A 13,909-nucleotide genomic window follows, 5' to 3' on the forward strand; every position below is an offset into this window, starting at 1 on the left:
ACTCTCCTCGGCGAAAATCGCAACCGCCACAACGGCGTGGCGGCGAGGAAAGTATGTGGCGGGCGGTCATCTGCCGCGGTAGCGGCTCCGTCCAACAAGCGGCCTCAAAAGCGAGCGCGCGCCACGGGGCTCGTGCTGGTTATCAGCGTCATCAGTTGCGCGCGCCGCTTTAGGCCGGCCTTAGAGCAGTCAAGAGGAACCGAAAATGGGGCTGATCGCCGACCTTCTCAAAGAAATTCCGAGCGCGGCTCGCTACAAAGCCGATCTTGAGGCGATGGAAAAGGAGAGTGTCTCTCTTCAAGCTCAGATAGCGGTTCTTCGCTCAGAGAACGAAAATCTGCGGGAGGACATCCAGCGGAGAGACAACATAGTTAAGGAGAAAGAATCGCATAGCACCCGCATGGATGATGTGAAACACAATCTTCTGGCTTGTCTTGCAAAAGGTTCAAAGTCAGAAGAAGAAATATCCGCCGCAGCCGGGCTATCTGCCCAATCTCTATATTTTCATATTGAAGACCCTGGCTTATGTAAGTTATTCAGTTCGCAAAGCGTCGGTGGCTTAGTTACCACATATTCCATTAATCAAGCGGGTCGCCAGTATTGCGCACACCACGGTCTGTTGTGAAGGGTCCTAACCTTCAGGGCAAGCGCGCACCGGCCTCGATCACAACTCCGCCCAACCTTGTGGGGCCGCGGGCCGCTGGCCCGCGCCCCCGGCACTTGATTAAACCGGAATGATGATGACAGCCAAGGTATCGATTCGACACTGTATAATATTTATAGGCATTTTTTTGCTAGGTTGTGCGTCTAATTTATCGCTTTCAGTTAAGCCAGGCATGACATTCGAGCAAGTAGGCAGGATAGCACGTGAGGGCAATCATGGTGGTTTAGTGCTATTCGATGACAAAATGAAAATGATGGAAGAATACGATGATCGGGTTCCTTGGGGAAGCAAAGAATCTTATAGGCTTTCTGAACGATATAAAATATATGAGACAAAGCTGCAGAAAGATACAAGAGATTTATCTGAGAAATATAAACTCCCCTATGACCCAAAAAATGAAAAGAAATTTATGTTCAAAGATGACATCTTAACCGATGGAAAGGACTTCGTTGCAGAAGGCATGGAGAGAGCAAAGAGACATAATAGAGTAGTCGAGGACAATGAAAGATTAAGAAAAGTTGAGGAAGCCCAGCGCAAAGCAGAAACTCAAATTAGAGAGAAAAAGAAAATCCAAATGTTAGGAATGTTCCCGTGTGAAATTGTCTATACGAGTGGATTCCTTTGCTCAAGCCCTGCGGAATATGAGCGCATCACCAATCCAAAGTTAACGCCTTTAGAGCAAGACGGCGTCCTGCGCGTAAATCCTCTAAGATGTAACGCATTTATGTGCTCTGGCTGTACCGCCCAATTTAAAACGCCCGCAGACATCCTGTCCGCCTATCCCGATTCGCAAGAATACCTCGTAGTGCTTCCGATTACACTTGATAACGGAAATACTTTACGAGTCCAGTTATTTACGGGTGGAAAGTATCTGTCTTGCCCTCGTTAGTCGATCAAGGGGGAGAAGAGAGAGGGCCAGAAAAAGGGGCCAGGCTCAAATGGCGCTAAGTTAAGGATTCGTGCCATATATATCAGTAGTTTGCGCGAATAGCTCGGAGCCAAGGGCCTGACTGCTCAGGCGAGGACTTCCAGGTTTACCAATTTCTGCGCTGGGTTCCGAGTCTCAGGTGCCGGTTCGCTTGCTCGACAACCGACTGATTTATAAGGCTTGCGAGCTTAACTTAGCGCCATTCGGGCCAGGCTCAATTATACTGTCAGGCGATCAAGACTGGAAGGCGGATCGCAGCAAGACAATGCCATTACCAGAGCATAGATGATGGGACTCTGGGGGATAAGGGGATAAGGCGCCAGCCTCAATTAAACTGGCAGGCAATCAGGACTGGAAGGCGGATCGCCGCAAGACAATATGCCCTTTCCAGAGCATAGATGAAGGGACTCTGTGCTACGTGCTGGGATGGTCATCCGTTATCCGCCGCCGGCTCATAGAAGCCAGCAGAATAGCTAGGTAAAGGCGCCAGGCTCAATTAAGCTGGCAGGAAGACAAAGAACCCCTAAGGAAACGCTGATTAATTCGGAATCCGCCGGGGCTTACTAAATAAAATCAGCGTATTGGGAGACTGCTGCCGCCCGCGCCTGGGATTAATCAGCGGTTCCCTAAGAACACGGCTAGGCAATAAACCAGGAGATGCCCTTGAAGCCAAAGGTGTATGTTGAAACGTCAATCCCAAGTTACCTGACAGCTTGGCGAAGTCGGGACATTGTTATCGCAGGCAACCAAGAGACGACAAAAGAGTGGTGGGACAGGCGTGAGGACTTTGAACTCTTTATTTCAGAATTTGTCGTAGAAGAAGCGTCAGGCGGCGCCCCGGAAGCAGCCGAGAGAAGATTGGAAATGCTAAATGGAATCCCTGAAATATAACATGAAAGCGAACCCAATTATTGACGAGATCCACAATACCCGCAGAGAGTACGCTGAGCGTTTCGGTAATGACTTGCACGCGATCTGCGAAGATGCCCGCCAGAAGCAGGGCCGTCAAGGCCGCCGTGTCGTGCCAGCAAGCCCTAAACCTGCTGAACATAAAGACATTCATAACCACGCAGCCTAATTGTCTTTGGCCTCTCACAGGGGCCAGGCTCAATTAAACTGGCAGCCAATCAGGACTGGAAGGCGGATCGCCGCAAGACAATAGGCCATTTCCAGAGAATAGATGACGGGACTCTGTGCTGCGTGCTAGGATGGTCATCCGTCATCCGCCGCCGGCTCATAGAAGCCAGCAGAATACCTGGCGATCAAGGCCGGCCTTCCTGACCGGCTCTCTCTGGACTCAATCTCCCATCAATACGGTGGCCTTGATGGTCGCTCCGGCCACTGGAGGTCGAGCCGTTAGCCGGTCCGGCCTGCAGATGCCACTGATTTCTCTTGGACATGTAGGCAGCTGGGCCTTGGTCATCATCCCGGCCACCGCGCTAGCCGCGAGGTCGTTGGTCCGCGCAGCGGACCCTACGGGCACGGCGCGCGCCGTAGTGCGGACCGAGCGTCTGGCCGGAATGATGGATTAAGGCCGGCAAACGTGAGACAGACTCCCGGTTCGCAAAATCGTTAGGCCGGAAGGGACAGCCCTTTTTCACCCCCTTCGCGAGATATCCGGGCTACTATTTACCCGGGTCTACAACCGGACCTTGCTCGCGATAAGCGGCGAAGACTACCGCCGCGAGTTGTTCGCTCTCCTGTGAAAACTCGGCCGCGCTCATGGCTGCCTCCGGGGCATCCAGGATGATATGGTCACCCGCTCCCGTAAAAGGCAGGATGCTTGAAAGCAGATAGGCCCGGTAGCCCGCTTGCAGCTTCCCGCGATGGATGAAGAACTCACGCATCCATAGGCCCCCACCGGTCAGAACCTCCTCCTGACCACGTACGGTTTCCAAGGTCACGCCGCGAAAACGCATGCACGAGATCAGCGAATGGTGGCGGCCCTGATCAAAGGCGCCGTACCAGTACATACGGATGCTCGTCGGCTGTCCGTCCAACCGCAGCTGATAGCCATTCGATGCGATCTGCTGGGCCACCACTCCGGCTGGGGGCTGCTCGACTTGATAGTCGATAGCGAGGAGGGGCGGCAGCACGAAGGGGGCCATACCCAGGAACGCCAGGAGCGCGGCCTCGGCGCCCCCGAGTGGGATAGGGGCCGGTCGCGCCTCATGCGGCGATCCGCCAAGGATGATCAGGTAGACCCGATAACAGAGTGCCACGGCAACGACCGCCTGCCATTCCGGCCGCATGGCCAGGAGTGAGACGGTGCCGGACAGGATGACCAGGCCGCTCGCGGATGACAACAGCCGCCAGGAAACCAGCCGGGGGCACACCAGCAACCAGGGGATCCACAGCGATTCCATGCTCGACCAGGCGATCACTACCGCCGCCACGCCCCAGACCAGATAGGCGACGCGCAGGCGCGGTGCGGGGGCGTCCGCGAGCCGGCTATGGGCAAGAAAGAATAGGGCCGACAGGGCGATCAGATGCCCCCCCGGTGAAAAGATCGGAACCGCCACCAAGGCCAGCACCAGACTCAGGTAGATGACCTCCAGCCAGCGGGTGCGATCCATTTGTCGCAGGTCATCGATAAACAAGATCAGGAAGGGCACGATCCACAGGAAGCCGATCAGATAGTGGAGTTCCTCCACTTCCCACGCCGGATAGAAAACATAACGATAACCCGCCAGCGTGGCTATCCGCAGCATATTCACCAGCACGGCCACCGGGACGCAAAGCAACAAGCGCCCCAGCAGCACGCGGTCAAAGGCGCGCTTATGGTTGGCCCACAAGGTGACGCCCCAGAGGATGATCAAGGTATTGACCCCGGAACAGTCCTGGGTCCAGGGAATGACCAGTTGACCGAGCACGATGTCCTTGCCCCGATCGACTGCCGCGATGCCAAATGCCGCGGCGGCCCCCGTGACCAAAGGACGAGTCAGGGCCGAGAGCACCTCGGTCAGGTGGGCGAAATGCAGGAGCAGGAACATGACGCCCAGCAACAGGACGCTATGGACCACTGACCGGATCTCGCCCGCAGCCACCGGCGCGGTGGCGCCGAAGGTCCCCAGTGCAGACCACAAGTGCTTGGCCTGTTGCAGCAACGATTGCCCTTTGACTGGCGGCTCAGGGATCATTTACGCGGCCCGCCAGTTCTTTTGAAATTTCTTTTTTAACAGTAGGATAAATGGCACAGCCGCCAGCAGGAGCCACGGTGGTTCCGGGGCACCGCTCGGGGCGCCCATGCCGCCGCCACCCTGCCCGCCCGAAAAATCTCCAGGACTCAGAGGACCGCGCTCACCCTCGGAGCCGGACTTGCCGCCGGAATCGGACTTGCCGTCGGAACCCGACTTGCCATCGGATTCAGAGGTACCGCCGGAGTTGGACTTGCCGTCGGAGGAAGAGTTGCCGCTGGAGCCACCGGACTTCCCGTCGGAACTCGAGGTACCGTCGGAACCGGACTTGTCGTCGGAGGTGGACTTACCATCACTCGCGGGCGTTGCCGGATTGGCGGGCGTTGCCGGATTGGCTGGCGTTGCCGGATTGGCAGGCGTGGCCGGGGTCGCGGGCGTTGCCGGAGTCGCGGGCGTTGCCGGGTTGGCAGGTGTTGCCGGGTTGGCAGGTGTTGCCGGATTGGCAGGTGTCGCCGGGGTCGCGGGTGTTGCCGGATTGGCAGGCGTTGCCGGATTGGCAGGCGTTGCCGGGGTCGCGGACGTTGCCGGAGCGGCAAGCGTTGCGGCGGTCTGGGCCACGACAGACTGAGCCCCGGCGCTGAGCGCCGCGGCAATCACCAACGGAAGCAGACGATGACGATAGCTCATTGGGAAGGCCCTATTGTCGAGTAAATCCGTGCGTTTTTACGTTTCTCAGCAAAACTCGCGCCAGGCCCGTCGAATAGCTCCATCACGCTGTTGTTATGTGAGAAATTTATCCTGCACGTGACCTGAACCACAGGCCGCATCAAGCCTGACTGCCATTTCAGCCGCACTGCCTCACGGTCATCTGCCAAACCGGCAGTCGCAAGACCACTTAGGCAGCGCCGTGGCCATTCACTCACGGCAACTAATTCCATCCCTTCGCCGTAGTGTATTATGCAACCCTAAGCGCCACAATGCCTCAGTGGTTCCGATGCGCCCCGTGGCGCCCTTGGATCCAGGCCCAAGGCGGTCGCGTCGGGCAGGTCGGGGCGATGGATGTCGCGGACGCCCCCGCTCAAGTCGGTCGCGAGCGCGCCTGATTCATCCGGTCGGCCACCGGCCCCCGTCGACGTGGTTAGCGGACGCCGTCCCACTCCCATTCACCGCCCCGGAGCCCCCTGATGCGTTGGGTCCTGAACATCGCCAGCAACTATCTGCGGGTCATCGTGGGCATCGCGGTGATGTTCTTCCTCATCCCCTTTCAGGTCAGTCACCTGGGTCTGGACCTCTTCGGACTCTGGTCGCTGATCTTCGCCGTGGTCGGGCTCTTCGGTCTGCTGGATCTGGGCTTTGCCACCGCGGCCATGAAATATGTGGCGGAGCTTACGGCGAGCGGCGACCACGCCGGGCGCAATCAGGTCCTGTCCACCCTGCTGGTGGTCTACACGGTCTTGGGCCTCATCTGCATCGCCCTGGTCGCCATCCTGGCGGGTCCCGCCTCCGGTTGGTTTGCGCTCAAAACGGACCAGGCCGAGCCCTTCACCCTGGCCTTGTGGCTGCTGGGGGGCGTGGTGGCCATCAACTTCCCGGCCAGCCTGATCAAGGCGATCCTGATCGGCAGCGGCCGGATGCACCTGGTGAACGGCATCGAGCTGGTCACCACGCTGGTGAACGCCGCTCTCATCGTGATCCTGCTCCAGGCGGGCCTTGGCCTGGTGGGGATGGCCATCGCCACCGCGACGACCATGCTCCTGGGGCCGGTGGTAATGCTGCCGCTGACCATCCGGCTGACACCGGGGCTGTCGGTCTCGCCCCGACTCTTCGCCCCCGCCCGGGTACGCGAACTGCTCGGATTTTCCGTGTATTTCTTCATCGCCAACGTGGCAGTCCTGATCATCCTGCGCATGGACCCGGTGGTGATCAAGATGTTCCTGCCGCTCACCGCGGTCGCCGTCTATGCGGTGGGGGCCAAGATCGCCGAGTACACCTACCTGCTCAACAAGCAGTTCTCCAACGCACTGATGCCGCTGGTGTCACTGTCCAAGGGTGCGGGCGACACCGACACGGTGCGCCGCATCCTGGTCGACGGCACCCGCTTCCTGCTGGCCATCGCGGTCCCCTTCGTCGCCCTGCTCCTGTTCTACGCCGAGCCCTTCGTCATCCACTGGATGGGTCCGGACTTCGCCGAATCGGTCACGGTGCTGCGCATCCTGCTGCTGGCGATGCTGTTGGCCAGCGTCCAGCTCAACGCCGCCAATGTGCTGGGGATGACCGGCCAGCACCGCTTCGTCGCCTTCGCCATGGGCGGTTCGGCACTCCTCAACCTGGCACTGTCACTGATCCTGATCCAGTTCTTCGGTCTGCTCGGGGTGGCCCTGGGGACCCTGATCGCCACCTTCCTGGTGGAGTTCACCCTGGTGGTGCCGCGCGCCTGCCGCGACCAGGGGCTGCCGTTGAGCGGATTCGTGCGCCAGGCGATCTGGCCGACCCTGCCGGCCCTGATTCCGGCCTTGGGCACTGCCTGGCTGCTGGCCCAGTGGCACCCCATCACCGGGTTCGTCTGGATCTTTCTGGAGGGCGCGGCCAGTGCAATCGTCTATTTCACGGTCTTCTACTGGAGTGGCCTCACCGCCGCCGAGCGGGACCTGATCGCGGGGAAGCTGCGCCGTCGCCTAAAGTCACGGCCAGCCTGACCCGCACCAACCACCAACCCCAAGCCGAGGAGCCGCCATGCCAGGACCCTTAAGCGTCATCCGCCGGACCCTCGAAGGCCTGCGCCTCGCCTGGTATCGCGCCCGCCTCGGGCGCATGGGGCGCGACTGTCACATCGACCCTGGGGTCAGCCTCCAGTACCCGGGGCGGATCCAACTGGGCGACGGCGTCGGCATCGGGCGCCACGCCACCCTGCGCGCCAACACGCAAGCCAACCCGGGCATTACCCTCGGCAATGGCGTAAACATCAACGACTCGGTGGTCATCAACGCCAACCGTGGCTTCGTCACGCTCGGGGATCGCTCCTGGCTCGGCCCCTTTTGTCTCGTCTACGGCAACGGCGGTGTCACCATCGGGCGCAATGTGCTGGTCGCCGGTCATACCAGCATCAACACCGTCTCACACTCAGTGGAGCGCTGCGACATCCCCATCAACGACCAGCCGGTGCTAACCGGCCCGGTGGTAATCGAGGACGATGTGTGGATTGCGCTCAATGCGGTCATCTTGCAAGGGGTCACGCTGGGACGCGGCTGCATCATCGGCGCCGGGGCCGTGGTGACCAAGTCCATCCCGCCCTGGTCCATCGCGGTGGGCGTCCCGGCCCGGGTGGTCGGTCGGCGCAAAGGGGCACCTGAATCGCCCGCGGAGGCAGTATGAAGATCATCCAGGTCCCCAGGCGTTTCGTGGTGTCCGAGTGGGGCGGCACCGAGACCACCATCCTCCAGACCAGCCGGCCTTGCAACAGGCCGGGCACGAGGCGGCCATCTTCACCAGCCTGGCGCTGTCGAAGGAGCGTAGCGAGACCATCCAAGGGGTGCCGGTGCGGCGCTTCCCCTACAGCTACCCCTTTCTCGGCCTCACCGCCAACGACCGCCGCGACATGGACAAGAAGGGCGGCAATCTACTCTCACTCTCACTACTGCTCGGGCTGCTGCGCGAGCCCGGGGTGGACCTGATCCATGCCCACACCGGCAAGCGGGTCGGGGGCGTGGTCCGCACCGCCGCCCGGCTGCGCGGCATCCCCTATGTGGTGACCCTGCACGGGGGCTATTTCGAGGTCCCCAAGGGCGAGATGGACCAGATGCTGGCCCCCATCCGGAACCGGTTTGAGTGGGGCCGCCTCGTCGGCGCAGCGCTTGGTGCGCGCCGCGTACTGGAGGATGCCGCCGCGGTGGTCTGCGTCGGCGGCGACGAGTACGCGGCGGCCAAGGCCCAGCTCCCCGGCAAGCGCGTGGAACTGGTCCCCAACGGGGTGGACTGCGACGCCTTCGCCCAGGGCGATGCCGCCGGCTTCCGCACCGCCTATGGGATCGCCGCGGACCGGCGCATCATCCTGTGCGTCAGCCGCATCGACTACCAGAAGAATCAGATTGGGTTGGTGGAGGCGCTGGCAACGGTCGCCGCCCAGGTCCCGACCGCCCACCTGGTCCTGCTCGGGCCGGTGACGGTCGCCGGCTATCACGAGCGGTTGCTCGCGACGGTCAACGATCTGGGGCTGACCGAGCGGGTGACGCTGATCCCGGGGCTGCGCCCGGACGACCCCATGCTCCCGGCGGCCTACCATGCCGCCGAGGTCTTCTGCCTGCCCTCACTGCACGAGCCATTCGGCATCGTGATCCTGGAGGCCTGGGCCGCCGGCCGGCCGGTGGTTGCCGCCCGGGTCGGCGGCATCCCCTCCTTTACCACCGATGGGGCGGACATCATCCACGCCCAGCCCGGCGATACGGCCGACCTGGCGGCACGGCTGCTCCAAGTCCTGGGCGACCAACAACTCGCCGGGCGCATCGCCGCGGCAGGGCAGGAAAAGGCCAGGCGCGACTTTGCGTGGTCGGCGATAGCCGGGCGGTTGGTTGAGATTTACAGGGAGCTGCCGCGGAGACGCCAGGGGTGATTTCGCGCTGGCCGTTTGGCCCCTGTACGCTAGGTGTTGGCCGGAACGACTACCGAGGCAGGACCATGAAACGCTTTGGGTTAGCGCTACTCGTCGCACCGCTGCTCGCGCATGGCCAGACGCGTAGCGAGCTGGGAGCGCCGACCTATTCGGAAGGCGTCACAGTTGTGCTGCGCGCCGCGAGCCCATCCCTCGCAGGTCCGAGCGGGCAGACGCGCTACGACCATGGTGACCCCACCGCGCTCGAGCAGCTGATGCTGGAGCGGGTCAACCGCGCCCGCGCCGCTCCGGCGGCCGAAGCGAGTCGGCTCGGTATCGATTTGAACCAGGGCCTTGCGCCCGGCACCATTTCCGCGGACCCGAAGCCACCGCTCGCCGCAAATCCCTGCCTCCTCGCGTCGGCCCGAGGCCATTCGCAATGGATGCTCGATACCGATACCTTCTCGCACACCGGCACCGGCGGGTCGAGCCCGGGCGATAGGATGTCCGCGGCCGGGTACCCCTTCTCCGGGAGTTGGGCGTGGGGGGAGAATATCGCGTGGCAGGGTACCACCGCGACGCCGGACCTGGCCGGCTATGTGCTCGATATGCACGATGGACTCTTCGTGAGTCCAGGACACCGAGAGAACATCCTCAACGCGACCTTTCGAGAGGTGGGTATAGGGGTACGCGAGGGCTCTTTCTCCACGGGCGGGGTTGCCTACAACGCGGGGATGGCTGTCCAGGACTTCGCGAAAAGCGGCGGCTCCCCTGTGGTCGCGCCGAACAGCCGCTTCCTGCTCGGCGTGGTATACGACGATGCCAACGGCAATGCGCTCTACGACGCGGGAGAAGGCCTCGCCGGGGTGGATGTACGTCCGTCCGCAGGAGGTTTTTATGCCGTCACGGGAGAATCGGGCGGCTATGCTATCCCGATCGCCAGCTACCCAGCCCCCCTCTCCGTGACCTTCTCCGGAAAGGGTCTGCGACCTTTCGCGAAGTCCATCGACCTCTCGGGCCAGGTCAATGTGAAGGCCGATCTGCGAGCGCAGGAGGCGCCGCCACTCCCGGTTTGTCCGTCCGAGCTCTGTATTGGACCGCATCCCTGGCGTTATGCGCTACCACCGGTGAACCTAAAGGGGCCTTAACCTAAAGGGGCGAGGGTCGATTTTTCCCCAAGATCGAATGGAGCATCACCAAAAAACTGAAAAGCACGGACGTTCTTTCAGAATTCTTAGAGCCGTAGGTTGGGGTGAGGAACGAACCCCAACAAGCACCATCTTACCTAATCGCGTTGGGGTTCCTTCGTCACCCCAACCGACGAGCTGCACAGACTCAGCAAGACTAAGTAAAAGAGCGTTTATTGAATTTATCCTCATCCAACTCAGGAACTTTGTTCGACACACTGAGCCTAGCGCAAGCAATGTCAGGCGACGGACATCAGGGACTCAACTAAATCCGTCGGTTACAATTATCATCGCGGTGGCCGAATAGGCGTCATTGCGGCTGACATGACGACTCCAACACCATGTCGATCGTCCTCCATGCACTTTACGCCCTGTGCGCCCTGGGCCTCCTCGTCTGGGCGACAGCCAGCTGGTCCAGGCGGCGCAGTGTGGGTCGTTTGGCGATCGGCCTCGTCCTGGTTGGGCTCTTCTGGGACAATCTTGTACTCTCGCTGGGGAACGTACTGGGTCCGGGGCCGTTGCTACACGCACTCAGCCTACCGCGATTTTGGCTGCACCAGCTGGTTCTCCCCTGGATCCTGGTCACCGCAGTCGAGCAGGCCGCAGACGGGGGGGCCGGGTGGGCCAAGGCGAAGCAGGCCATGCCGCTGGCCGTCCTGGGTGCCGCGACCCTGATGGGGATCGGGATACTGACCAAGCTCGTCGGCCTCGAACTCACGCCCGCGATCCTCGATGGCGTCGAGTGCTATGTCGCTGTAAGCTCAGCCGGACCACCCATCGTGGGCATCGTCGCGGTCGGCTCCGTCGGCATCATGTCCTTCCTCGCAGCGAAGACGAGCGGCTGGCATTGGACCTGGGCGCTTGCGCTGCTCGTATTCATCGTCGAGGCCGTACCGGTCGCAGCGTTTCGGCGGGGCGTCGGTCCGGCGCTTGAGATCCTGTTCATGGCCTCGCTGATTGCCTTCACGCTCCGCAGGGCGCACTGCGAACCCTTTGCGACACTCGGCAAGGCCACGTCAACCGCCGCGCCGGCGTTCCCGCAACAGTCAGTGCAGCCGCTGAGATTTGGTCTATATTGCGGACACCAGCGCCCCGGGCGCGGAGGGCCTGACACAGTCGTGACAGCGCACAGAGACGCGCAGGAGCACAGGCAAATGCTAAGGGCAATGCTGGCCGGCGCCAGGGACGTCAGCGCCATGGACCTAACCGGAAAGAATCCGACCCAGGCGGACTTCTTTCGGGAGGTGCTGCGCGGGCGTGACCACTGGCTCACCGCCGCCCGCCGTTTCCGTGACCTGAATGACTTGGCCCTGGCTCTGCCCGGCGATAACCACAGCGCCGTCGGGCCGCTCAGTCCCAGGCTGGCCCTGGCCTACCAGGCCCAGATCGGGGCGGAACTGGCCGTCGAACTCGTCCACGAGCGTGGGCGTCGCCTGCCCTTCCCACTGATCACCCGCGGCACGGATGGCGGGGCCTTCTCGGACCTCGGACTCTACCTCAAGTTTTCCTCCGATTATCTGGTCTTGCCCTGTTTCCATACGCATCCAAGCCCCTGGAATGAACTCGGCGAAGAAACGCCCTCGTTCGCAGACTTTCTGGCGCTGGACGGACTACGCAACCAACTCGGCGGGATCGGCGCGTGCGACCGGGTCTTTTTCCCCAACGGCCGCTACACTTTTTATGCCGTGGATGAGTGGAGGCGCTGGTTTTATCAACGTCTGGGACAATGCCGTGTCTATGTCACCCCACTGGACTGGCTGGAGCCCAGAGACAGCTCAGGGTTGCCGATGAGCGCCCCTGGCCCTGGTACCTACGGTCACGACACGCTGGACTCGGCCGGAATGATGATCAAGACCCAATCCCCCCAATCTTACCAAGCAGAGATCCTATGCCCGCACCAAGTCGCGCCCCCGGGACTGCATTGCGCGTCCTGCACGTCCATGAACGCGCCGGGTTCTATGGTGGGGTCGAGCAGATCCTCCACGACACCGCCCGCGGACTAGCGAGCCGAGGCTGGCCGCAGGGACTACTGCACACCGACCTTGAGCCCCAAGCCGATTTTCTGACCGCCTTCGAGCAGACCGGGACCGGTGACGGACTGATCGCCAGCTTCGCCCCTGACATCCTCTTCCTGCACAAGGTCGAGAACCCGGCACGCGTGGCCGATCTGGCCCGCCGCTACCCGACGGTGCGGATGGTCCACGACCACGACCTGGTGTGCCTGCGTCGGCACAAGTACTTTCCGCTCACCGGCCGGGTCTGCGAGCGCCCGGCGGGGTCCGCCTGTTACATCCATCTGTGCTGCGTGCAGCGGGCCCCACCCGGGTCCACCCTGCCCATCGCCCTGAAGGGTCTGAGCGGGGTCAAGGCAGCCATCCGCGCGCACCGCGAAGTGCGCAGGCTCTTGGTAGGCAGCCGCTGGATGGAGCGTGAGTTGGTGATGAACGGACTCGCCCCGGAGCGGGTGGCGATCGTCCCGCCGATACCCGCGGCGCTGGCCGCGGCCCGACCGGTCCCGCCGTCCGGAGAGCCGGAGGTACTCTTCGTCGGTCAGGTGATCCGCGGCAAGGGGGTCGACCTGATGCTCAGAGCACTGGCCAGGGTCCCCGGCGACTGGCACGCCACCGTGGTCGGCACCGGCAACCACCTGGACGCCTGCCGGGCCCTGGCCGTCAAGCTCAAGATCGACGGGCGGGTGACCTTCGCCGGTTGGGTCCCGCACCAGGCACTGGAGGCCTATTATGCGCACGCGGCCATCTGTGTCGTCCCGTCGCGCTGGCCGGAGCCCTTCGGTATGGTGGGGATAGAGGCCATGGCCCGGGGACGGGCGGTGGTCGCATTCGCCGTCGGCGGCATCCCGGACTGGCTCGTCGATGGAGTCACCGGTATCCTGGCACCGCCAGGCGATACCGCCGCCCTGGGGCAGGCCATTGCCACACTGCTGGGTGACCGGACGCGGGCCGACAGCCTTGGCCAGGCGGGGCTTGAGCGGGTGCACGCACAGTTCCAGCCCGCCCAATATCTGGACCGATTGATAGAAATCTTGAGGGCAGGGGTATGAAGATCGGCATCTCGGCCTTCGGCACCGACAGCGGCAAATCAGGCATCAGCCAGTACGCCGCCAACGTGGTGGGACGACTCCTGGACCTGGCACCGCAACACGACTTTGTCGTCTTCGTGAATCGCGCCGACGCCGCCTGGGTGCAGAGCTGGCACCCACGCCTGACGGTCATCGCCCTGCCTGATTGGACCGGTCACCCGGTGGCAAGCATCTTCTGGCACCTTTTCATGCTGCCGGCGATGCTGCGGCGCTATGGCTGCGATGTGGTCTTCATGCCCGCGGGCAACCGGCGGCAGATCGGAAGAGCGTCGTGTAGGGAAAGAGTGTACGTCCTGGTGTAGATCTCG

General features: G+C 62.0%; 12 protein-coding genes. 10 read left to right on the forward strand and 2 right to left on the reverse strand.

The features are described 5' to 3' along the window. Positions 1 to 205: 205 nt before the first annotated feature. The 4 genes from QZY44_RS25170 (at position 206) to QZY44_RS25185 (ending at position 2,670) form a co-directional block, all read left to right on the forward strand. Positions 206 to 625 carry a hypothetical protein gene (locus QZY44_RS25170; protein WP_295454619.1) on the forward strand — a complete coding sequence of 140 codons (420 nt, stop codon included), beginning with the start codon at positions 206 to 208 and terminating at the stop codon, positions 623 to 625. A gap of 211 nt (positions 626 to 836) precedes the next feature. Further along, positions 837 to 1,553 (forward strand): hypothetical protein, encoded by a 717-nt coding sequence (locus QZY44_RS25175; RefSeq protein ID WP_295454621.1) that lies wholly within the window; start codon positions 837 to 839, stop codon positions 1,551 to 1,553. Positions 1,554 to 2,255: 702 nt separating this feature from the next. Next, positions 2,256 to 2,483, forward strand: coding sequence for a hypothetical protein (locus QZY44_RS25180; protein ID WP_295454625.1), 228 nt, complete (start codon positions 2,256 to 2,258; stop codon positions 2,481 to 2,483). Further along, a complete protein-coding gene (locus QZY44_RS25185) occupies positions 2,464 to 2,670 on the forward strand; it encodes a hypothetical protein (protein ID WP_295454627.1) in 207 nt (68 codons plus the stop codon). Before QZY44_RS25180 ends, QZY44_RS25185 begins: the two co-directional genes overlap by 20 nt. 547 nt (positions 2,671 to 3,217) lie before the next feature. On the opposite strand, the gene QZY44_RS25190 is transcribed toward QZY44_RS25185, so the two are convergent. After that, positions 3,218 to 4,732, reverse strand: coding sequence for an exosortase/archaeosortase family protein (locus tag QZY44_RS25190; RefSeq protein WP_295454629.1), 1,515 nt, complete (start codon positions 4,730 to 4,732; stop codon positions 3,218 to 3,220). Next, positions 4,733 to 5,416 carry a hypothetical protein gene (locus QZY44_RS25195; protein ID WP_295454632.1) on the reverse strand — a complete coding sequence of 228 codons (684 nt, stop codon included), beginning with the start codon at positions 5,414 to 5,416 and terminating at the stop codon, positions 4,733 to 4,735. Between the two features lie 497 nt (positions 5,417 to 5,913). Between QZY44_RS25195 and QZY44_RS25200 the strand changes: the two genes are divergently transcribed. From QZY44_RS25200 to QZY44_RS25225, 6 genes are all read left to right on the forward strand, one after another. Beyond that, a complete protein-coding gene (locus QZY44_RS25200; protein WP_295454634.1) occupies positions 5,914 to 7,425 on the forward strand; it encodes a polysaccharide biosynthesis C-terminal domain-containing protein in 1,512 nt (503 codons plus the stop codon). A 37-nt stretch (positions 7,426 to 7,462) separates the two neighbouring features. Continuing rightward, complete coding sequence (locus QZY44_RS25205) at positions 7,463 to 8,101, forward strand: acyltransferase (RefSeq protein ID WP_295454638.1); 639 nt, start codon at positions 7,463 to 7,465, stop codon at positions 8,099 to 8,101. Between the two features lie 79 nt (positions 8,102 to 8,180). Further along, entirely contained in the window at positions 8,181 to 9,335 is a 1,155-nt protein-coding gene (locus QZY44_RS25210; RefSeq protein WP_295454641.1) for a glycosyltransferase, read from the forward strand. Between the two features lie 65 nt (positions 9,336 to 9,400). Continuing rightward, entirely contained in the window at positions 9,401 to 10,462 is a 1,062-nt protein-coding gene (locus tag QZY44_RS25215) for a CAP domain-containing protein (protein ID WP_295454643.1), read from the forward strand. Positions 10,463 to 10,842: 380 nt separating this feature from the next. Further along, positions 10,843 to 12,504, forward strand: a complete 1,662-nt coding sequence (locus QZY44_RS25220) for a hypothetical protein (protein ID WP_295454646.1) — start codon at positions 10,843 to 10,845, stop codon at positions 12,502 to 12,504. Then, positions 12,390 to 13,562: a glycosyltransferase family 4 protein gene (locus QZY44_RS25225; RefSeq protein ID WP_295454648.1), complete on the forward strand. Its 1,173-nt coding sequence runs from the start codon at positions 12,390 to 12,392 to the stop codon at positions 13,560 to 13,562. The genes QZY44_RS25220 and QZY44_RS25225 overlap by 115 nt, the downstream gene beginning before the upstream one ends. The last annotated feature ends 347 nt before the right edge of the window (positions 13,563 to 13,909 follow it).

Source organism: uncultured Thiodictyon sp. (genome assembly GCA_903837595.1).
Taxonomy (GTDB): Bacteria; Pseudomonadota; Gammaproteobacteria; order Chromatiales; family Chromatiaceae; genus Thiodictyon.

What these genes read in the sequence shown, in the direction of transcription:
- QZY44_RS25170 (WP_295454619.1), top strand. Translation starts at nt 206, where the DNA reads ATGGGGCTGATCGCCGACCTTCTCAAAGAAATTCCGAGCGCGGCTCGC.
- QZY44_RS25175 (WP_295454621.1), top strand. Translation starts at nt 837, where the DNA reads ATGACATTCGAGCAAGTAGGCAGGATAGCACGTGAGGGCAATCATGGT.
- QZY44_RS25185 (WP_295454627.1), top strand. Translation starts at nt 2,464, where the DNA reads ATGGAATCCCTGAAATATAACATGAAAGCGAACCCAATTATTGACGAG.
- QZY44_RS25190 (WP_295454629.1), bottom strand. Translation starts at nt 4,732, where the DNA reads ATGATCCCTGAGCCGCCAGTCAAAGGGCAATCGTTGCTGCAACAGGCC.
- QZY44_RS25195 (WP_295454632.1), bottom strand. Translation starts at nt 5,416, where the DNA reads ATGAGCTATCGTCATCGTCTGCTTCCGTTGGTGATTGCCGCGGCGCTC.
- QZY44_RS25200 (WP_295454634.1), top strand. Translation starts at nt 5,914, where the DNA reads ATGCGTTGGGTCCTGAACATCGCCAGCAACTATCTGCGGGTCATCGTG.
- QZY44_RS25205 (WP_295454638.1), top strand. Translation starts at nt 7,463, where the DNA reads ATGCCAGGACCCTTAAGCGTCATCCGCCGGACCCTCGAAGGCCTGCGC.
- QZY44_RS25215 (WP_295454643.1), top strand. Translation starts at nt 9,401, where the DNA reads ATGAAACGCTTTGGGTTAGCGCTACTCGTCGCACCGCTGCTCGCGCAT.
- QZY44_RS25220 (WP_295454646.1), top strand. Translation starts at nt 10,843, where the DNA reads ATGTCGATCGTCCTCCATGCACTTTACGCCCTGTGCGCCCTGGGCCTC.
- QZY44_RS25225 (WP_295454648.1), top strand. Translation starts at nt 12,390, where the DNA reads ATGCCCGCACCAAGTCGCGCCCCCGGGACTGCATTGCGCGTCCTGCAC.